Source organism: Agrobacterium vacciniicorymbosi, assembly GCF_040427045.1.
In the GTDB taxonomy this organism is placed as follows: Bacteria; Pseudomonadota; Alphaproteobacteria; order Rhizobiales; family Rhizobiaceae; genus Agrobacterium.
This window is the reverse complement of record NZ_JBETMF010000008.1, coordinates 171143-190045: the sequence shown is the minus strand read 5'-3', so window position 1 is coordinate 190045 and position 18903 is coordinate 171143. Positions and strand designations below refer to the sequence as shown.

The 18903-nt window shown below is 58.5% G+C and carries 19 protein-coding genes; 14 read left to right on the top strand and 5 right to left on the bottom strand.

Annotated features, from left to right (window positions below; genetic code table 11):
* Window positions 1-61: 61 nt before the first annotated feature.
* The 12 genes from ABUK73_RS14520 (at window position 62) to ABUK73_RS14465 (ending at window position 13731) form a co-directional block, all read left to right on the top strand.
* Entirely contained in the window at window positions 62-1600 is a 1539-nt protein-coding gene (locus tag ABUK73_RS14520; protein ID WP_353577896.1) for an ABC transporter substrate-binding protein, read from the top strand.
* A 229-nt stretch (window positions 1601-1829) separates the two neighbouring features.
* Window positions 1830-2780: an ABC transporter permease gene (locus ABUK73_RS14515; protein WP_353577895.1), complete on the top strand. Its 951-nt coding sequence runs from the start codon at window positions 1830-1832 to the stop codon at window positions 2778-2780.
* Window positions 2777-3598 carry an ABC transporter permease gene (locus tag ABUK73_RS14510; protein ID WP_353577894.1) on the top strand — a complete coding sequence of 274 codons (822 nt, stop codon included), beginning with the start codon at window positions 2777-2779 and terminating at the stop codon, window positions 3596-3598. Before ABUK73_RS14515 ends, ABUK73_RS14510 begins: the two co-directional genes overlap by 4 nt.
* A gap of 184 nt (window positions 3599-3782) precedes the next feature.
* Complete coding sequence (locus tag ABUK73_RS14505; RefSeq protein WP_454892378.1) at window positions 3783-4364, top strand: exopolysaccharide biosynthesis protein; 582 nt, start codon at window positions 3783-3785, stop codon at window positions 4362-4364.
* Window positions 4365-4439: 75 nt separating this feature from the next.
* Window positions 4440-5393 (top strand): sugar-binding transcriptional regulator, encoded by a 954-nt coding sequence (locus ABUK73_RS14500; protein WP_353577892.1) that lies wholly within the window; start codon window positions 4440-4442, stop codon window positions 5391-5393.
* A 143-nt stretch (window positions 5394-5536) separates the two neighbouring features.
* Window positions 5537-6850 carry an ABC transporter substrate-binding protein gene (locus ABUK73_RS14495; protein WP_353577891.1) on the top strand — a complete coding sequence of 438 codons (1314 nt, stop codon included), beginning with the start codon at window positions 5537-5539 and terminating at the stop codon, window positions 6848-6850.
* Window positions 6851-7106: 256 nt separating this feature from the next.
* Window positions 7107-7979: a carbohydrate ABC transporter permease gene (locus ABUK73_RS14490; RefSeq protein ID WP_045228296.1), complete on the top strand. Its 873-nt coding sequence runs from the start codon at window positions 7107-7109 to the stop codon at window positions 7977-7979.
* Window positions 7980-7990: 11 nt separating this feature from the next.
* Window positions 7991-8815, top strand: a complete 825-nt coding sequence (locus ABUK73_RS14485; protein ID WP_353577890.1) for a carbohydrate ABC transporter permease — start codon at window positions 7991-7993, stop codon at window positions 8813-8815.
* A gap of 12 nt (window positions 8816-8827) precedes the next feature.
* Window positions 8828-9826: an ABC transporter ATP-binding protein gene (locus ABUK73_RS14480; RefSeq protein WP_353577889.1), complete on the top strand. Its 999-nt coding sequence runs from the start codon at window positions 8828-8830 to the stop codon at window positions 9824-9826.
* An 84-nt stretch (window positions 9827-9910) separates the two neighbouring features.
* Entirely contained in the window at window positions 9911-11392 is a 1482-nt protein-coding gene (locus ABUK73_RS14475; RefSeq protein ID WP_353577888.1) for a mannitol dehydrogenase family protein, read from the top strand.
* 16 nt (window positions 11393-11408) lie between these two features.
* On the top strand, window positions 11409-12092 hold the full coding sequence (locus ABUK73_RS14470) for an HAD family hydrolase (RefSeq protein ID WP_353577887.1): 684 nt from the start codon (window positions 11409-11411) through the stop codon (window positions 12090-12092).
* Window positions 12093-12156: 64 nt separating this feature from the next.
* Window positions 12157-13731, top strand: coding sequence for an FGGY-family carbohydrate kinase (locus tag ABUK73_RS14465; RefSeq protein ID WP_353577886.1), 1575 nt, complete (start codon window positions 12157-12159; stop codon window positions 13729-13731).
* Window positions 13732-13753: 22 nt separating this feature from the next.
* Here the strand turns inward: ABUK73_RS14465 and ABUK73_RS14460 are convergent, their stop codons facing one another.
* Together ABUK73_RS14460 and ABUK73_RS14455 are read right to left on the bottom strand one after the other, a co-directional pair.
* Window positions 13754-14167 carry a MerR family transcriptional regulator gene (locus ABUK73_RS14460; RefSeq protein ID WP_113086259.1) on the bottom strand — a complete coding sequence of 138 codons (414 nt, stop codon included), beginning with the start codon at window positions 14165-14167 and terminating at the stop codon, window positions 13754-13756.
* A 79-nt stretch (window positions 14168-14246) separates the two neighbouring features.
* Window positions 14247-14747: a hypothetical protein gene (locus ABUK73_RS14455; protein ID WP_353577885.1), complete on the bottom strand. Its 501-nt coding sequence runs from the start codon at window positions 14745-14747 to the stop codon at window positions 14247-14249.
* 131 nt (window positions 14748-14878) lie between these two features.
* Here ABUK73_RS14455 and dmeR point away from each other — a divergent pair, with 131 nt between their 5' ends.
* A complete protein-coding gene (dmeR, locus tag ABUK73_RS14450; RefSeq protein WP_113086262.1) occupies window positions 14879-15151 on the top strand; it encodes a Ni(II)/Co(II)-sensing transcriptional repressor DmeR in 273 nt (90 codons plus the stop codon).
* Between the two features lie 9 nt (window positions 15152-15160).
* On the top strand, window positions 15161-16153 hold the full coding sequence (dmeF, locus tag ABUK73_RS14445; RefSeq protein WP_353577884.1) for a CDF family Co(II)/Ni(II) efflux transporter DmeF: 993 nt from the start codon (window positions 15161-15163) through the stop codon (window positions 16151-16153).
* Between the two features lie 187 nt (window positions 16154-16340).
* Here the strand turns inward: dmeF and ABUK73_RS14440 are convergent, their stop codons facing one another.
* The 3 genes from ABUK73_RS14440 to ABUK73_RS14430 all read right to left on the bottom strand — a co-directional run bounded on the left by ABUK73_RS14440 (window position 16341) and on the right by ABUK73_RS14430 (window position 18828).
* Window positions 16341-16619 (bottom strand): hypothetical protein, encoded by a 279-nt coding sequence (locus ABUK73_RS14440; RefSeq protein ID WP_353577883.1) that lies wholly within the window; start codon window positions 16617-16619, stop codon window positions 16341-16343.
* A gap of 222 nt (window positions 16620-16841) precedes the next feature.
* Window positions 16842-17927 (bottom strand): quaternary amine ABC transporter ATP-binding protein, encoded by a 1086-nt coding sequence (locus ABUK73_RS14435; protein WP_353577882.1) that lies wholly within the window; start codon window positions 17925-17927, stop codon window positions 16842-16844.
* Entirely contained in the window at window positions 17920-18828 is a 909-nt protein-coding gene (locus ABUK73_RS14430; RefSeq protein ID WP_353577881.1) for an ABC transporter permease, read from the bottom strand. Before ABUK73_RS14430 ends, ABUK73_RS14435 begins: the two co-directional genes overlap by 8 nt.
* Between the last annotated feature and the right edge of the window lie 75 nt (window positions 18829-18903).

Genomic DNA, 18903 nt, shown 5'->3' with positions numbered 1-18903 from the left:
TCGTGTAGCGATTTTCGCAACGCGCTGAACACAAAATGTTTGCGCCACTCGACCGGAGACGATGATGATGCGCAGCATGCTTTTGCAATCGGTAAACCTCACACGCCGCCTGGCCTTGGGCCTTGCCGTTGCCACCACGCTTTCCGCCATGCTGCCAGCCACGGTGGCTTTTGCAGCGCCGAAAAATTCCATCACCATCGGCATGGGAACGGAGCCTGCAGGGCTTGACCCGACAGCCGGCGCCAACGTCTTCATCGGTCAGGTCACTTGGCAGAATGTCTTCGAAGGTCTCGTCACCATCGACAGGGATGGCAAAATCCAGCCACAACTGGCGGATAGCTGGGAGATTTCAGAGGACGGCAAGACCTATACGTTCAGGCTGCATGAGGGCGTGAAATTCCACGATGGCGAAGCCTTCGATTCCACTGTTGCCAAGGCATCGCTGGACCGCGCGCGTGGTGACGCCTCCATCAATCCGCAGAAGCGCTTCTTTGCGGCCATCGACAGCATCGAAACGCCAGATGCGACGACGCTTGTTCTGAAACTGAAGCAGCCCTCCGGCAGCCTGCTCTATTGGCTCGGCTGGCCCGCCTCGGTCATGGTCGGCACCAAATCTGCCGATGCCAACAAGACGACACCCATCGGCACCGGCCCCTTCAAATTCGTCAACTGGGCCAAGGGCGAAAAGGTCGAGCTGTCGCGCAACATGGACTACTGGAACAGGTCCGTGACCGTTGCGCTCGACAAGGCAACTTTCCGCTTCATTCCCGATCCGCAGGCGCAGGCCGCCGCGCTGAAATCCGGTGATGTCGATGCCTTCCCAGAATTCGGCGCGCCGGAACTGATGGGCTCCTTCGATGGCGATGCGCGGCTTGGCACCTTCATCGGCAACACCGAATTGAAGGTTGTTGCGGGCATGAACAATGCCGTCAAGCCCTTCAACGACAAGCGCGTGCGCCAGGCGCTGATGATGGCGGTGGACCGCAAAACGGTCATCGAAGGCGCATGGTCCGGCTTCGGCACGGCCATCGGCAGCCATTATACGCCGAACGACCGTGGCTATATCGATACGACCGATATCTTCTCGTATGATGCGGAAAAGGCAAAAGCTCTGCTGGCGGAAGCTGGTTATCCCAACGGCCTGACTTTCACCATCAAGGCACCGCAGATGGCCTATGCCCAGCGTAGCGCACAGGTCCTGCAAGCCATGTTTGCCGAAATCGGCGTGACGATGAACATCGAAACCACCGAATTCCCGGCCAAATGGGTTTCGGATGTGCTGAAGGGCGCCAATTACGAAATGACCATCGTCGCCCATGCCGAACCGATGGATATCGATATCTTTTCGCGCGATCCCTATTACTTCAACTACAAGAACCCGACCTTTAACGAGATCATCAAGAATGTCGAACTGACGCCCGATCCTGTCGAGCAGGAAGACTTGTATAAGGACGCGCAGAAGATTTTGGCGCAGGATGTGCCAGCGCTGTTTCTCTTCGTGATGCCGAAGCTTGGGGTTTGGGACAAGAAGATTCAGGGGCTGTGGGAGAATGAACCGATCCCGTCTAATGTTTTGGCGGATGTGCATTGGGAAGAGTGATGGTGTGTTTGCAGTATAGTGACGGTGGGTGGGGCTTACCCCCCTCTGTCCTGCCGGACATCTCCCCCTCAAGGGGGGAGATCGGCGAGACGAATGCTCCCCGCTTTATCCACGACCCTAGAGATGGGCAAGAGGTCTCAACGAGTCGATCTCCCCACCTGAGGGGGAGATGTCCGGCAGGACAGAGGGGGGTAAGCCCCACCCACCGCCCTATAGACCGGCCCTCCTCATGATCGCCCTCATCTCCAAACGCATCCTAACCCTCCTCATCACCCTGCTGGCCGTCTCCTTCCTCATCTATTTCATCATGGGCCTGCTCCCCGGCGACCCAGCCGCCATCATGCTGGGCACCTCGGCCAGTCCCGACACGCTGGCGGCGCTACAAAAACAGATGGGCCTCGATCAGCCCCTCGTGCTGCGCTACCTGCACTGGTTCGCGGCCATCGCGCGGGGTGATCTGGGGCAATCCTATACCTACGGCGTCCCAGTTTCCGGGCTCATCCTCGACAGGCTTACCGTTACCCTCCCACTCGCCCTCATCGCCGTCGGTCTGTCCATCCTCATCGCCCTCCCGCTCGGCGTCTTTGCCGCGCGCTACAGAGGTGGCGTCATTGATTTTCTCTGTGGTCTGTTTTCCCATGCGGGCATTGCCGTACCCAGTTTCTGGGTCGGGCTGCTGCTGATCCTGCTCTTCTCCACCACGCTCGGCTGGATGCCAGCAGGCGGCTTTCCCGGCTGGCAGGCGGGGTTTGGCCCGGCATTGAAAGCGCTCGTGCTTCCGGCAGTGGCCCTAGCCTTTTCGCAGGCGAGCGTGCTGACGCGGGTTTGTCGCTCGGCCATGCTTGAGGTGATGAGCGAGGATTTTGTGCGCACTGTCCGCGCCAAGGGCATCGGCGAGGGTGCTACCCTGTGGAAGCACGTTCTGCCCAATGCGCTGATCCCTGTTGTCACCATGATCGGCCTGCAATTCACCTTTCTGATCGCAGGCACGGTGTTAGTGGAAAACGTCTTCAATCTGCCCGGCCTCGGGCGTCTCGCCTATCAGGCGCTGACCCAGCGCGACATCGTGGTCATGCAGTCGGTCGTGCTGTTCTTCTGCGCGCTGGTCATATCAATGAACTTCCTTGTCGATATGGCCTATCTGCTGATCGATCCGCGATTGCGGGCGCGTGCCGCATGAGACGTTCCCATCGCCACAGTGTCACCCTTCTGACTGGCTCCATCATCACCGGTGCTCTACTCTCCATCGCGTTGCTCTCGCTCGTCTGGACGCCGCAGGTGCCGACGAAAATGCACATCGTCGCCAAGCTGAAACCACCGCTGGCGGAAGGCTTGCTGGGTACGGATCATTTCGGGCGTGATATTCTTTCGATGCTCATGGTCGGGGCGTGGAATTCGCTCTCCACCGCTGTCATGGCGGTTGCCATCGGGGCCACCATCGGCACGCTGGTTGGCGTGTTTGCTGCTGCGCAACGCGGTGTCGTGGAGGCTTTGCTGATGCGGCTCTGCGATATCATTTTCGCGCTGCCGCCCATCCTTTCGGCCATGATGCTGGGGGCCTTCATCGGTTCCGGTCGTTTCACCGCCATCGTCGCCATCGCCACTTTCATGGTGCCGGTCTTTGCCCGGCTGACCTGCGCTGCTGCCTTGCAATTATGGGCACGGGATTTCGTGTTGGCAGCAGAAAGTCTGGGGCGGAGCAGGGGCGGCATTACGTTTACGCATATTCTGCCCAACCTCACCAACCTCATCATCGTGCAGGTTAGCATTCAGCTGGGGCTCGCCATTCTCACCGAAGCGGGCCTTAGCTTTCTCGGCCTCGGCATGCCGCCGCCTGCACCCACCTGGGGGCGGATGTTGTGGGAATCGCAGACCTATCTCTCCGCCGCGCCATGGCTTGCCATCCTCCCCGGCCTAGCCATCGCCCTGGCGGTTCTCGGCTTCAATCTTCTGGGCGATGGTCTCAGGGATATGCTCGACCCGAAAACGCGCGGATAGGGCTCCCCAACGACAATGTGAGGCGGATGTCGTATTGCTGCCGCCATTGATCTGCTACAGCGGGCCGTCATTTCGGAGTTGAGAACCCATGCTGCGCCTGTCGGACAATCCTGCTCTATCGGTCGACGATGCCGAGCCGACCTTGGCGGAACCTGCCGAGACCCCTGTCGGCCTTGTCGATATTTTGCAAGCGTTGGCGGGCGATGAAAGCCGGTCGCGCATCTCTGTCGGTGATCTTCTGTCTGCCATGGGTGATCGCGCCTTCGGGGCGCTGATGCTGGTTTTCGCGCTGCCCAATATCGTGCCCACACCGCCCGGCACATCGGCCATTACAGGCACGCCTCTCGTCTTCCTCGCCGCCCAGCTTTTTGCGGGCAAAAGCCCGTGGCTGCCGGGCGTCATTGCGGATCGGTCGCTGGCGCGCGAAGATTTTGCCAAAGTCGTGCAAAAGATCGTTCCTGTCTTGCTGTGGGTGCAAAAGCTGTTGCGCCCGCGTATGGAAGGTCTGCTGTCTCCGGTTTTCGAGCGCGTGATCGGCCTCATCTGTCTGCTGCTTGCCGTCATTCTGGCCTTGCCCATTCCGCTCGGCAATATTCTGCCTGCCATCGCAATCTGTTGTTTTTCCTTCGCTCTTCTGGAACGCGATGGCCTATTTGCGCTGCTGGGCGGTGTCCTCTCAGTCATCTCTGTGGCCATCGTCAGCGGCGTGATCTATGGCATCACGAAGGCCGCATTTTATTTCGTTATCGGACCATTGTTGGGCTGAGCTTGCCTTGCCGCGTTTGACATGGGCGTTGAAAAAATGTCAGCACAGTGGGGATGATGACGTAAGGGCAGGCATATGGCCAGACGATCCGAGACAGGTGGACGGCTAGACGACGCGGCGCGGGCCGGGTGGCTCTATTATGTTGCCGGTCGCACGCAGGATGAGATCGCCAGCGCCATGGGCATTTCTCGCCAGTCGGCGCAGCGCCTCGTGTCATTGGCCGTGGCCGAACGTCTGATCAAGGTCCGGCTCGATCATCCCATTGCCGCCTGCCTGGAAAAAAGCGAGGCTCTGCGCGAGCGGTTTTCGCTGAAATACGTGGAAGTCGTGCCGAGTGATCCGGCGGGCGTGTCCTCCACGGTCGGCATTGCCGAGGCCGGGGCGGCGGAAATCGAACGCTGGCTGCGCAAGACCGATCCCATCGTGCTGGCCATCGGCACGGGACGGACGCTGAAAGCGGCGGTCGATCAGTTGCCGCCGATGGAATGCCCGCAACACCGCATCGTCTCGCTCACCGGCAATATCGGGCCGGATGGATCTGCAGCCTATTACAACGTCATCTTCTCGATGGCCGATGCAATCAAGGCCCGGCACTTTCCCATGCCTCTGCCGGTTCTCTGTTCGTCTGCGGAAGAGCGGGAATTGCTGCATGAGCAGTCCATGGTGCGCTCCACGCTGGCACTGGGTGCTGCCGCCAATGTCACCTTCGTCGGTGTGGGCCAATTGGCAGAGGACGCGCCGCTCTGCGTCGATGGCTTTCTTGAGGTTCAGGAGATGCGCGACCTCATTGCCAAGGGCGGTGCGGGTGAGATTTGTGGCTGGTCTTTTGATCGCGACGGCCAGTTTCTTGACACGCCCATCAATGATCGTGTCGCCTCCGTCCCCCTGCCGCCACGCGAAACAAGCACGGTCATCGGCATTGCCCAGGGCAAGCAAAAATCACCTGCCATTCTCGCTGCGTTGCGTGGCGGGCTGCTCAACGGCGTGATTACGGACGAGGCTTCTGCCGAATATTTGCTCAGAGATTGAGCAGAAATATCGCCTTTATTTCAGTATGTTAGCTATTCCTTGTGCATCGCAGCGCAGGTAGGTGCTTGACTTCCGTCTCCCAAAAGTGAGTAATTGCCCTAGAGCAAAGCGAATGCTCACAAACTTCTTCTGGGAGGAAGATCATGACTTTGAAGACACTTCTGCTGGGCGCGTGCTCGGCTCTCGCCTTTTCGGGCCTCGCTTCCGCAGAAACGCTGACCATCGCCACCGTCAACAACGGCGATATGATCCGCATGCAGGGACTGACATCCGAATTCACCGCCAAAAACCCCGATATCAAGGTTGAATGGGTCACGCTGGAAGAAAACGTCCTGCGCGAACGCGTCACAACCGATATCGCCACCAATGGCGGCCAATACGACATCATGACCATCGGCAACTACGAAGTTCCGATCTGGGCCAAGCAGGGCTGGCTTCTGCCGCTCGAAAAGCTCGGCGATAACTATGATGTCGCTGACATGCTGCCATCGATCAAGGGCGGTCTGACTGTCGATTCCAAACTCTACGCTGCACCGTTCTACGGCGAATCCGCCATGATCATGTATCGCAAGGACCTGTTTGAAAAAGCTGGCCTGAAGATGCCTGAAAACCCGACATGGGAATTCATTGGTGACGCAGCCCGCAAGATCACCGACCGTAAGGCCGACATCAACGGCATGTGCCTTCGCGGCAAGGCCGGTTGGGGCGAAAACATGGCCTTCATCACCGCTCTCACCAACTCCTTTGGTGGTCGCTGGTTCGATGAAAACTGGAAGCCACAGTTCGATCAGCCTGAATGGAAGAATGCGCTCCAGTTCTACGTTGACCTGATGAAGGATGCCGGTCCGTCCGGTGCTTCCTCCAACGGCTTCAACGAAAACCTGACGCTGTTCCAGCAGGGCAAATGCGGCATGTGGATCGATGCCACGGTGGCTGCGTCCTTCGTGTCGAACCCGAAGGATAGCAAGGTTGCCGACAAGGTTGGCTACGCGCTGTTCCCGACGCATGGCGAGTTGAAGAACCACGGCAACTGGCTCTGGTCCTGGAACCTCGCCATTCCGAAGAGCTCGAAGAAGGCTGACGCCGCTGAAAAGTTCATCGCCTGGGCAACCAGCAAGGACTACACGCAGCTCGTCGCCTCCAAGGATGGCTGGGCCAACGTTCCTCCGGGCACCCGTACCTCGCTCTACAAGAACGCGGATTACGAAAAGGCGGCAGGCTTTGCAGCACCGACGCTCGCTGCGATGAACGCGGCTGATATCACCAAGCCAACGGTGAAGCCGGTGCCTTACACAGGCGGTCAGTTCGTGGCCATTCCTGAGTTCCAGTCGCTCGGCACCACAGTCGGTCAGCTGTTCTCGGCAGTCGTTGCCGGTCAGTCCAGCGTCGATGACGCTCTTGCCGGTGCTCAGTCCACGGCTACGCGTGAAATGACGCGCTCGGGATACATCAAGTAATCCTCCCGAAGATCGCCGTCCGGCCCATAGGGTCGGGCGGCGGATACTGATCCGTGAGACATAGCCTGTAAAAACAAAAAAGAACCCCCTCTGGCCTGCCGGCCATCTCCCCCACAAGGGGGGAGAAACCTTGTGGCCAAGGTCTCGATCACTCTCCAAATTGGGCGGCTGGGTTAAGCCCCTCCCCCTTGTGGGGAGGGGTTGGGGAGGGGCCTTCCAGAGCGCAGGTTCCAAAAATCGGGGAGGAAGCCATCCGATGGCGACGCAAAACACCAAGAACCTGGCGCGGATCATGATGGCGCCTTCGGTCATCCTGCTTCTGGTCTGGATGATCGTGCCACTGTCGATGACGCTGTGGTATTCGTTTCAGAATTACAACCTGCTGAACCCGGCCAATGTCAGCTTTGCTGGCCTGTTCAATTACCAGTATTTCTACACCGACCCGGCCTTCTTCCAGTCCATCTGGAACACGCTCGTTATCGTTGGCGGCGTATTGATGATCACTGTCATCGGCGGCATCGGCATTGCGCTGTTGCTGGACCAGCCCATTTTCGGGCAGGGCATCGTGCGCATTCTGGTCATCTCGCCCTTTTTCGTCATGCCGCCGGTTGCGGCACTCGTCTGGAAGAACATGATCATGCATCCCGGTTACGGGGTGCTGGCGGATTTGAGCCGGTTCTTCGGATTTCAGCCCATCGACTGGTTCTCGCAGTTTCCCCTTCTGTCCATCGTCATCATCGTGGCCTGGCAGTGGCTGCCCTTTGCAACGCTCATTCTGCTGACGGCACTTCAGTCGCTGGATGGCGAGCAGAAGGAAGCCGCTGAAATGGATGGCGCAAGCTTCTTCAGCCGCTTCATCTATCTGACGCTGCCGCATTTGGCGCGCGCCATCACTGTCGTCATTCTCATTCAGACGATCTTCCTGCTCGGCGTCTACGCGGAAATTCTCGTCACCACCAATGGTGGCCCGGGCTACGCCTCGACCAATCTCGCCTTCCTCATCTATCGCACGGCGCTGCTGGGCTATGATGTGGGTGGAGCGTCCGCCGGTGGCATCATCGCCGTCATCCTTGCAAACGTCGTCGCCATCTTCCTGATGCGCGCCGTCGGCAAGAACCTCGATCGATAGGAGACAGGATCATGGCTCGTAAAGTCTCGACACGCTCCAAAATCGGCTTCACCATTGCCGCCTGGGTTATTGCCCTCTTGCTGTTCTTCCCGATCCTCTACGCCTTCGTCACATCGCTGAAGACGGAGCCGGAAGCGATTGCGGGTTTCAGCCTCTGGCCATCGGGAACGTTTGAAAACTACATTACGGTCAATACGCAGCGGGATTACTTCAAGCCGTTCATGAACTCGGTGATCCTCTCGGTAGGCTCCACCATCGTGGCCCTTCTGATCGCGATCCCTACGGCCTGGGCCATGGCGTTTTCGCCAACCAAACGCACCAAGGATATTCTGATGTGGATGCTCTCCACCAAGATGATGCCTGCGGTGGCGGTGCTGGTGCCGATCTATCTGATCTTCCGCAATGCCGGTCTGCTCGATACGCGCATCGGCCTCACCATCATGCTCACCTTCATCAATCTGCCGATCGTGGTGTGGATGCTCTACACATACTTCCGGGAAATTCCGGGTGAAATTCTCGAAGCATCCCGCATGGATGGCGCATCGCTGTGGAACGAGATCGTCTATGTGCTGACGCCGATGGCGATCCCCGGCATTGCCTCGACGCTTCTTCTCAACATCATTCTGGCGTGGAACGAATCCTTCTGGACCATTCGTCTCACCACCACCAATGCCGCACCACTGACGGCCTTCATCGCCTCCTTCTCCAGCCCGCAGGGTCTGTTCTGGGCGAAGCTGTCTGCCGCTTCGATGATGGCGATTGCGCCGATCCTCGTGCTTGGCTGGTTCTCCCAGAAACAACTCGTTCGCGGCCTGACCTTCGGCGCGGTGAAATAAGGAAATAAGAAAATGGGCAGCATTTCCCTTAGAAAAGTTTCCAAGGTCTTTGGTGAAGCCAAGGTCATCCCCTCCATCGATCTCGATATCGAAGATGGCGAGTTCGTGGTCTTCGTCGGCCCGTCGGGCTGCGGCAAGTCCACGCTCCTGCGCCTCATCGCAGGCCTTGAGGATGTGACCGGCGGCCAGATCATCATCGATGGCAAGAATGTGAGTGAGAAGGCACCGGCAGAACGTGGCCTTGCCATGGTGTTCCAGTCCTACGCGCTTTATCCGCATATGAGCGTGCGCAACAATATTGGCTTTCCCCTGAAAATGGCCAAGCTCGACAAGGCCGTCATCGACAAAAAGGTCAATGATGCCGCAAGCGTTCTGAACCTCACCGATTATCTCGACCGTCGCCCCTCGCAGCTGTCCGGCGGTCAGCGCCAGCGTGTTGCCATCGGCCGCGCCATCGTGCGCGAGCCCTCGGCCTTCCTGTTCGATGAGCCCTTGTCGAACCTCGATGCTTCCTTGCGCGGCACGATGCGGCTGGAAATTTCCGAGCTGCACAATACACTGAAGACGACGATGATCTACGTCACCCACGATCAGGTCGAAGCCATGACCATGGCCGACAAGATCGTCGTGCTCAATCGCGGCAATATCGAACAGGTCGGCTCCCCGATGGAGCTTTACAAGACGCCGCGAAATCTCTTTGTTGCCGGTTTCATCGGCTCGCCGCGCATGAATTTCGTCAAGGGTGCCTATGCTGCCGCCAAGGGTGGCGATACCGTCGGCGTTCGCCCGGAACATCTGCTGCTGTCCAAGGACAGCGGTGTGTGGAAGGGGACTGTCGCGGTTGCCGAACATCTGGGCTCCGACACCTTCATCCACATCAATGTCGATGACATCGGCATGATTACCGCCCGTGCGGGCGGCGAGTTTGCGTGTCAGCATGGCGATACCGTCTTCATCACGCCGGATGACAGCAAAATCCACAAGTTCGATAGCAAGGGTCTCGCCATCTAGGCGCCAGACTGCATCGCCTAGACTGGTCGTATATGCGGCCAGCCTAGGCGACTGCTCCATGACAGGAAATTCGAGGATCGTCTCATGACATCAAAACTCTCGCTCGCAACGCTCGATCAGGTCAAGGCAACGGCATCCGTTCCGTCCTATTCCCGCAGCGACCTTTCTGCCGGTATCGTGCATTTCGGCGTGGGCAATTTTCACCGCGCCCATCAGGCCATCTATCTGGACGATCTGTTCAACACCGGTGCCGATCATGATTGGGCGATCATCGGCGCGGGCGTTCTGCCATCCGATACCGTCATGCGCGAGAAGCTTGCGGCACAGGATTTCCTGACGACGGTGGTGGAGCAGGACAACAACCGCACCAGCGCGCGCGTCACCGCCCCGATGATCGATATTCTCAAGATCGGTGACACGGCAGCCACCATCGAAACGCTGGCCGATCCGAAAATCCGCATCGTCTCGATGACCATCACCGAAGGCGGTTACTTCATCGATGCTTCAGGCACGTTCAATCCGCAGCACCCGGCCATTGCTGAAGACGGCAAGAACCCAGCGTCTCCCAAGACGGTCTTCGGCCTCATCGTCGCTGGCCTGAAAGCCCGCAAGGACAAGGGCCTCCAGCCCTTCACCGTCATGTCCTGCGATAATATTCCGCATAACGGCAAGGTCACAAAAAACGCCGTCGTCGGGCTGGCGGCACTCTCCGATCCCGCCTTCGCCAACTGGATCAGCGACAACGTTTCCTTCCCCAATTCCATGGTGGACCGCATCACGCCTGCTACGGGTGATCGCGAGCGCGATATCGCCCGCGACGATTTCGGCATTGATGATAATTGGCCGGTCTTCTGCGAAGAGTTCAAGCAGTGGGTCATGGAAGACAATTTCCCCGCGGGTCGTCCGGCGCTGGAAAAGGTCGGCGTGCAGTTCGTGCCCGAAGTCGCACCTTACGAGCATATGAAAATCCGCATCCTGAATGGCGGCCATGCAGCGATTGCCTATCCGGCCGCGCTTCTCGACATCCACTTCGTGCATGAGGCGATGGAGCATCCGCTGATCCGCGCCTTCCTTGCCAAGCTGGAGAAGGAAGAGATCATCCCGATCATTCCGCCGGTGCCGAATACGGATCTCAACGAATATTTCGATCTGATCGAGCGGCGTTTCCTCAACCCCAAGATTGGCGATACCATCCCGCGTCTGGCGCAGGATGGCTCCAACCGCCAGCCGAAATTCATCCTGCCATCCACGGCGGATCGTCTTGAAAAGGGCGAGGATATCGTCGGTCTTTCGCTGGTCTCGGCGCTCTGGTGCCGTTACTTCCACGGCACGTCCGATAGCGGCGCGAAGATCGTTTTCAACGATGCCAGCGCCGAGCGCCTTCAGGCAGCCGCCATCAAGGCGAAGTACGATCCGATGGCGTTTCTGGCCTTGGACGATATCTTTGGCGAAGTCGCCAAGTCGGAACTCTTCCGCAAACGCTTCGCCCATGCCTTGAAGACGTTGTGGGAGCAGGGTACGGCTGAAACGCTTGAACTTTACCTGCAAAACAAACTCGTCAGCTGACGAAAAGAGATGTGCCATGCAAACCGGGAACGCGCCTTTGCTGATCTTTGATTGCGACGGCGTTCTCGTGGATAGCGAGCCGGTTTCCATTGCAGTGCTGATCGACATGGTCGCCCATCAGGGCGTCCAGATCACCGAAGAGGAAGCCTATCAGCGTTTTCTCGGTCGCAGCGTCGCCAGCATGACGTCAACGCTCTGGGAAGAATACGGTGTCGAAACCGACATCGATTTTCTAGAGCATATGCGCAGCGAACTTTTCCAGCGTTTTCGCGCTGAGCTGAAAGCGATAGACGGCATGGCCGAGACGCTGGATCGCCTGTCGGTGCCGCGCTGCGTTGCCTCCTCCAGCCAACCGGAGCGCATCCGCTATTCGCTGGGGCTGACGGGTCTCTTGGACAAGCTCGAACCGCATATTTTCAGCGCCACAATGGTGAAAAACGGCAAGCCTGCGCCGGATCTTTTCCTGCATGCCGCAGGCCAGATGCAGGTGGAGCCGAAAGACTGCATCGTTATCGAAGACAGCCCCGCCGGAATTGCCGCTGCCAAGGCGGCAGGAATGCGCGTCTTTGCCTTCACGGGCGGGTCGCATGCCCGTTTCCCCGCATTTCGTGACCTTATTGCCAGCCTGAAACCCGATCTGGTGTTTGACGCCATGCCGGATTTGGTCCAACTTGTGGCCGATCAAACTGCGCGGAGTTAGCGGCTGCGGGTGCCATCTGCACCCATGCTGAAGGGTCGCGATTGAGGGATGGGAATTTAGCTTGATGCGTCAATATCTTGTTGCTGTCGATGTCGGCACGGGCAGCGCTCGCGCTGGCGTTTTCGATGCGAGCGGCAGGCTGATAGCGCGGGCAATCCACCCCATCATCATGCAGCGCCCCAAGGAAAACCACGCCGAGCACGATTCCGCCGATATCTGGAATGCCGTCTGCTTCGTCGTGCGCCGCGCCATGGCAGATGCTGCCATTCCCGCATCCTCCGTCGCCGCCATCGGTTTCGATGCCACCTGTTCGCTCGTCGTGCGAGGGCCACAGGGCGAGCAGGTTACGGTCTCCACGACAGGCGAAGACCGTTTCGACACCATCGTCTGGCTCGATCACCGCGCCATTGCGCAGGCCGATATCCTGAGCACCTCGGGCCACCCCGTGTTAGATTTCGCAGGCGGCTCCATCTCGCCGGAAATGCAGATGCCCAAGCTGATGTGGCTAAAGAAACATCTGCCGGACAGTTGGGCCAAGGCCGGATATTTCTTCGATCTGGCCGACTTCCTCACATGGAAGGCCAGTGGCAGTGCGAATCGTTCCAACTGCACGCTGACAGCCAAATGGAATTTTCTGGCGCATGACGGAAAGGGCTGGAGTAAGGACTATCTCGACATAGCCGGTGTCGGTGATCTCCTGGAGCGCGGCAACCTTCCCAAAAAAACAGTCGAGCCCGGCCAGAGCGTCGGCAAGCTCTCAGCGCAGGCGGCTGAAGAACTGGGCCTAGACACCGGCTGCGAAGTCGCCGCAGGCATGATCGATGCTTATGCAGGCGCGCTAGGTGCGCTCGGCGGCAGCCTGCAATCGGACGTCGGCAGCAATGTCGCCTTGATTGCAGGGACATCCAGTTGCCTCGTCACGCTGACGCCCAAACGCATGCCCGGTCACAGCTTATGGGGGCCGTACTGGCAGGCGGTGCTTCCCGGCCATTGGCTGGTGGAAGGCGGACAATCGGCCACCGGCGCGCTGCTGGACCACGTCGTGCGCATGCACGCCGCTGGTGGTGAACCGACCTCGGCCCTCCATGCCCGTATCGTGAACCGCGTGTTGTCCTTGCGCCAAGCGGAAGGCGAGATGTTTGCGGAGCATCTGCATGTCCTGCCGGATTTCCACGGCAACCGCTCGCCGCTGGCGGATCCGCATGCCCGTGGCGTCGTCAGCGGGCTGACGCTGGACACCTCCTTCGACAGCCTCTGCCGCCTCTATTGGCGCACCGCGGTCTCCATCGCACTCGGTGCGCGACATGTTTTGGACGCCATGGAAGGCTTCGGCTACAGGGTGGATACGCTGCATGTCACCGGCGGCCATGTGCATAATCCCATCCTGATGGAGCTGTACGCTGACGTTACCGGAAAACGCATCGTCGTCCCGGCAACGGCAGATGCCGTGCTGCTCGGCACGGCCATGACGGCGGCGTCTGCGGGCGGGGTGCATCCGGGTCTCGCCGCTGCCGGTGCGGCCATGTATCCCGGCGGGGAAGAGAAACGGTCCAGCGACGCCGGCACGCGGCGTTACGACCGCGACTATCGCCGTTTCCTTGCCATGTACCGCCACCGCGAAGAACTGGAAGCGATCTAACAAGGAAAGACGTTAGAGGCCCTCAATGCTCGTGTTCACACAGGGCATGGTTCGATAACGCACGGATCACATAACAATCCTCGATCGAATGACCGTCGCAATGGGAGACGATCCGCTCCAGCTCGTGTTCCAGCTTCTTCAGTTTGGCGATCTTTTCCCGCACGCTGACCAGATGATCTGCGGCGATGCGGTCTGCGCCATCGCAAGGCATTTCGCGGTGTTGGCTCAGCGCGATCAGCTCGCGAATGGCATCGATGTTGAGGCCAAGGTCGCGGGCATGGCGCACGAAGGCAAGCCGCTCCAGATCGGTCTTTTCATACCGTCGCTGGTTGCCTTCTGACCGTTCTGCCGCGCGCAACAAGCCCATCTGCTCGTAATAGCGAATGGTCGGCACCTTGACGCCGGTGTGTCGCGAAAGATCGCCGATGGAATACATGACTGCTCCTCATATCTATAGCTTCTAGAGATATAGGTGAGATGAGAGGTTGACGCAATGAGATGCAGGGCGTCGTCAATTACTTGGTCTGCAAACCATCCACCGTGTCTGTCGTGCCTGACGATCCGGCAATCTGGTCGATGCCAAGCGCACGCTCGATCGCCTCTTTAATCATATCCTCTATAGCCTGACGCTCTTCCGGCGGAAGCGCAGCCAGTTTTTCCTCTGTTAATTCCAAATCCCCCAGCACGATGGCACGGATTTTTTCTGCAGGCGTCATTTCCGAGAATTTCAAAAATTCCTCGGTGAGTGCCTTGGATTTCGCGTCGAGTGTCTTTTGCTTGTCCTCGATGGTCTCCGGCTCTTTTTTACCGTCGAGTTCCCATAACGCGCTTGAAATGGACACGGCGAAGGTTGGCCCCTGGTAATCCCATAAGGACACCGGACCAGTCTGCTCCTCCGTGTCTGAGGCTTGTTCCTCCAGCGCGAATTGGAATTGCGCGCCTGATTCGTCATCGGCTTTTTGGCCTGCGTATCCCAGATAATATTGGTCGGACGAAGAGACTGGATAGACGGTCATGCAAACTCTCCCTTAAAATTTGAGAGTTGAGTCATGCCATCGTCAGCTTGCGCAAAAGTTGTGTTCTGAATGGATTGCTTGTCGTAATTTCATAATATAATATACCCCCCTATACTATATGGAAGAACCTCATGTCACACACCATTCAGAATAAGGACAAGCTTCTGGCCCGCACGCGCCGCCTGAAAGGGCAGATGGAGGCGGTTGAGCGGGCGTTGGAAGGCGGCAAGCCCTGTGGCGAGGTGCTGCAACTGCTGGCGTCCGTGCGCGGTGCACTGTCCGGCCTGACGGGGGAGGTGATGCTGGAGCATCTGCACGAACATGTCCTGCACGCCGAAAACGAAGACGAGCGTGCGCGCGCCACGGAAGAGCTGGCGCAGGTTCTCAAAACTTACATTCGATAAAGGTGTGCCATGACCGCAACGACTGATCATTCCCACGCATCCGGCACGCATAGCCACGTCTTTCTTGGCCAGAACCACGAGCGCAACGAGCGCCGGGTCTGGGCGGTCATCGCCTTGACCACGGCGATGATGGTGGCGGAAATTGCGGCGGGCAGCTGGTTCGGCTCCATGGCGCTGACGGCGGATGGCTGGCACATGGCGACCCATGCCGGTGCCATGCTGATTTCGGCGCTCGCCTATCTCTATGCCCGCCGGCAGATCAAGAACGCCCGTTTCACCTTCGGCACCGGCAAGTTCGGCGATCTCGCCGGTTTCGCCAGTGCGGTCGTTTTGGGCGTTGCGGCTCTGATGATTGCCTGGGAAAGCCTGCTGCGTTTCTTTTCGCCCGTCGAGATCGATTTCAATCAGGCCATCGCGGTTGCTGCCATCGGCCTCGTCGTCAATCTCGTCAGCGCATGGCTGTTGAAGGACGATCACCACCACCATCATCACGGTCATGAACACGGCAGCCACGCGCATCATGGAAGCCATGCCCATCATGGCGACCACGCTCACCACGACAATCATGGCAGCAAGGACAATAATCTACGCTCTGCTTACTTGCATGTTCTGGCAGACGCGCTGACATCGGTTCTTGCCATCGTCGCTTTGCTATTGGGCAAATGGAACGGCTGGACATTCCTCGATCCCGCCATGGGCATTGTCGGTGGCATCGTCATTGCCCGCTGGTCCTGGGGTCTGCTGCGCTCTACCGCTTCCGTGCTGGTGGATGCAGCCCCTGAAGCGCAGGATTTGTCGCAGGAAATTCGAAGTGCTGTCGAAACGGCGGACGAGCGGATCACCGATCTGCATGTCTGGCAGGTGGGGCCGGGGCATCACGCGGCCATCGTCGCCATCAAGTCGCCGTCACCGCAAGCGCCGTCATTCTATCGGCAGAAGCTGGCAGCGATCCATGAGCTGTCGCATATTACAGTGGAGATCGATGCCGCCCATCCGGCTTGATGGGTTTGTGTGACAAGCACAGCACGGGGAGTTTGGCGCGCGTCGTCATAACGCAAGCCGCAAAGAGTGAATGTGGAGCGGCGCGAAAACTTTGGGCGCGGCCTCTTCATCAATTAATCAACTGTTAATCAAAAATATGCTTGCTGGCCACGTAAACGCAGTGTGGGCAGTCTGAGTCGTGCAGAGATCAATGTTCCGTATAGGCTTGACGAAGCCAGGCGCTGTCCAGCGGCATGGTCGCTTCGATCGTGCTTTGCGTGGCAGGCGCATCTGCGGTCGCGTCGTTGTTGACGGTCCAAAGGACATTGGCAAGCGACGTGGATTCAAGTGCATTCACGAAGGAAATCTTGCTGCCGCTGAGGGCGGCCTGCTGCTGCTCGGGCGCAACCGGTTCCGTCTGTCTCTTTTCAATATGGTGAGAGCGGCTTTGATGCGCAGAGCCGCCGATATTATTATCGATATTCATTGCAAAGCCTCTTCCAAGATCAATTAACGATTTATTAACCGCTGAACCTTGTGCGAAACTTGCGTGATTGCGTTTGGTGCCTGTTCTTCGCTTGACAGCATGGAAAGTGCTGCTTCGTTTTCGCATTTTGGGGTTGCAAAAGCGGGACATATGCCCGTTTGAGCCGATTCCCTTACGTCAGCTTCCCTCCGCAACGTGAGTCGCGGAGGGGTGAGTCGGGGATCAGGCGATCTTCTTTTCCGCTTCCTCCGGCTCAGGCACTTCCTGCTCCGCCGGTTCCGTTTCCTGCGTGGCAGGCGTCACCATGGCGGCCACCAGCGTTTCGATGCCGATGCTGCCGACCGGCTTGCCGTCTTCGTCCACCACATGGGCGGTGGTCTCGTTGGCATCGGTCATATCGCGGGCGATGTTTTCCAGCGTGTCCGTTTCCAGAACCGACATGCTCTCGGGCGCTGTCATGACCGGGTCCATCACGGTGGTTGCCTGCAACACGCGGCCACGGTTCACGTCGCGCACGAAGTCGCTGACATATTCGTTTGCCGGGGACAGAATGATGCTCTGGCCATCGCCCTGCTGCACCATCTCGCCGTCTTTCAGAATTGCGATATGGTCGCCCAGCCGCAGCGCCTCATCCAGATCATGGGTGATGAAGACGACGGTCTTCTTCAGCTCCTGTTGAAGATCCAGCAGCATGGTCTGCATATCGACGCGGATCAGCGGGTCGAGCGCGGAATAGGCCTCATCCATCAGCAGAATGTCGGCATCATTGGTCAGCGCACGGGCAAGGCCCACGCGCTGCTGCATGCCGCCGGACAGCTGGTTGGGGTAATAGTCCTCGTAACCGTCGAGGCCGACCCGGTTCAGCCAGTAACGGCCTTTCTCGATGCTCTCCTTGCGGGACACGCCTTGAATATCCAGACCATAGACGCTGTTCTCCAGCACGGTGCGGTGCGGCAGAAGGCCAAATTTCTGGAACACCATAGCGGTCTTGTGGCGGCGGAAATCGCGCAGGTCAGAGCCGCTCATGGAGCAGATATCCTGCCCGTCGTACACCACTTCGCCCGCCGTCGGCTCGATCAGCCGGTTGATGTGGCGGATCAGCGTGGACTTGCCGGAGCCCGAGAGCCCCATGACCACGGTAATCTTGCCGCCGGGCATGGTGATGTTGATGTTGTTGAGGCCCAGAACGTGATTGTGCACATCGTTCAGTTCGCTCTTGCTCATACCGTTTCGAACGGCCTCGAGATGTTTCTCGGGGTGCTTGCCGAATATCTTGTAGAGATTCTTGATTTCAATGCCGTTAGCCATGTTGCACCTCGCGGTATTTCTGCAGACGCTTGCCGAAGGCCTGGCTTGCGCGGTCAAACATGATGGCGATGGCCACCAGCGCAAAGCCATTCAGAAAGCCGATTGTGAAGAACTGGTTGTTGATGGCCTGAAGCACGTTCTTGCCCAGCCCGCCGACGCCAACCATGGAGGCGACAACGACCATGGCGAGCGACATCATGATGGTCTGGTTGATGCCGGTCATGATGGTGGGCAGCGCCAATGGCAGCTGCACATTGAACAGCTTCTGTGTGTTGGAGGAGCCGAAGGCATCAGCCGCTTCCAGCGTCTCCCGGTCCACCATGCGAATGCCCAGATTGGTCAGGCGGATCATCGGCGGTACGGCATAGATGACGACCGCAATCAGTCCCGGCACCTTGCCGATACCGAAGATGACGACAACGGGGATGAGATAGACGAAGCTTGGCATCGTCTGCATCACGTCCAGCGTGGGATTGATGAAGCGTTGCAGCCGCTCGGACCGCGCCATCAGAATGCCGAGCGGCAGACCGATGATGACGGCAATCAGCGTCGCAATGGCCACGATGGACAGCGTCGTCATCGCATCGCGCCACAGGCCGACAAAGCCGATCAGACACAACGAGACAGCCGTGCCGAGCGTGATGCGGATGCTGCGTCCGGCCAGGTGCACCAGCGCCAGCAGACCGAGAAATATGACGATCCAAGGCGTCTGAATGAAAAACCGTTCGGACGCATTGAGAAACATTTGCAGCGGATGCACCACGGTATCGATGATATCGCCGTAGCTTCGAACGAGATCGCGAAACCCGTCATCAATCGTCTTGCGTGCCACGCGCATGGTGCTGTTGGAGAGGGCCGGAAACTTGCACAGCATATCCGGCAGGATGTTACAGAGGGCCATTATTGTTGTTTTCCCTTGTTGATTTTAGGACGGTGCATGCCGGGTTGATGCGGAGTTCGCAGCTCACCCCCCTCT

Coding starts and splice junctions, on each gene's coding strand:
- ABUK73_RS14465 (WP_353577886.1), top strand. CDS start 12,157: ATGCGTCAATATCTTGTTGCTGTCGATGTCGGCACGGGCAGCGCTCGC.
- ABUK73_RS14510 (WP_353577894.1), top strand. CDS start 2,777: ATGAGACGTTCCCATCGCCACAGTGTCACCCTTCTGACTGGCTCCATC.
- ABUK73_RS14435 (WP_353577882.1), bottom strand. CDS start 17,927: ATGGCTAACGGCATTGAAATCAAGAATCTCTACAAGATATTCGGCAAG.
- dmeR (WP_113086262.1), top strand. CDS start 14,879: ATGTCACACACCATTCAGAATAAGGACAAGCTTCTGGCCCGCACGCGC.
- ABUK73_RS14470 (WP_353577887.1), top strand. CDS start 11,409: ATGCAAACCGGGAACGCGCCTTTGCTGATCTTTGATTGCGACGGCGTT.
- ABUK73_RS14520 (WP_353577896.1), top strand. CDS start 62: ATGATGATGCGCAGCATGCTTTTGCAATCGGTAAACCTCACACGCCGC.
- dmeF (WP_353577884.1), top strand. CDS start 15,161: ATGACCGCAACGACTGATCATTCCCACGCATCCGGCACGCATAGCCAC.
- ABUK73_RS14480 (WP_353577889.1), top strand. CDS start 8,828: ATGGGCAGCATTTCCCTTAGAAAAGTTTCCAAGGTCTTTGGTGAAGCC.
- ABUK73_RS14455 (WP_353577885.1), bottom strand. CDS start 14,747: ATGACCGTCTATCCAGTCTCTTCGTCCGACCAATATTATCTGGGATAC.
- ABUK73_RS14485 (WP_353577890.1), top strand. CDS start 7,991: ATGGCTCGTAAAGTCTCGACACGCTCCAAAATCGGCTTCACCATTGCC.
- ABUK73_RS14500 (WP_353577892.1), top strand. CDS start 4,440: ATGGCCAGACGATCCGAGACAGGTGGACGGCTAGACGACGCGGCGCGG.
- ABUK73_RS14515 (WP_353577895.1), top strand. CDS start 1,830: ATGATCGCCCTCATCTCCAAACGCATCCTAACCCTCCTCATCACCCTG.
- ABUK73_RS14495 (WP_353577891.1), top strand. CDS start 5,537: ATGACTTTGAAGACACTTCTGCTGGGCGCGTGCTCGGCTCTCGCCTTT.
- ABUK73_RS14475 (WP_353577888.1), top strand. CDS start 9,911: ATGACATCAAAACTCTCGCTCGCAACGCTCGATCAGGTCAAGGCAACG.
- ABUK73_RS14440 (WP_353577883.1), bottom strand. CDS start 16,619: ATGAATATCGATAATAATATCGGCGGCTCTGCGCATCAAAGCCGCTCT.
- ABUK73_RS14460 (WP_113086259.1), bottom strand. CDS start 14,167: ATGTATTCCATCGGCGATCTTTCGCGACACACCGGCGTCAAGGTGCCG.
- ABUK73_RS14430 (WP_353577881.1), bottom strand. CDS start 18,828: ATGGCCCTCTGTAACATCCTGCCGGATATGCTGTGCAAGTTTCCGGCC.
- ABUK73_RS14490 (WP_045228296.1), top strand. CDS start 7,107: ATGGCGACGCAAAACACCAAGAACCTGGCGCGGATCATGATGGCGCCT.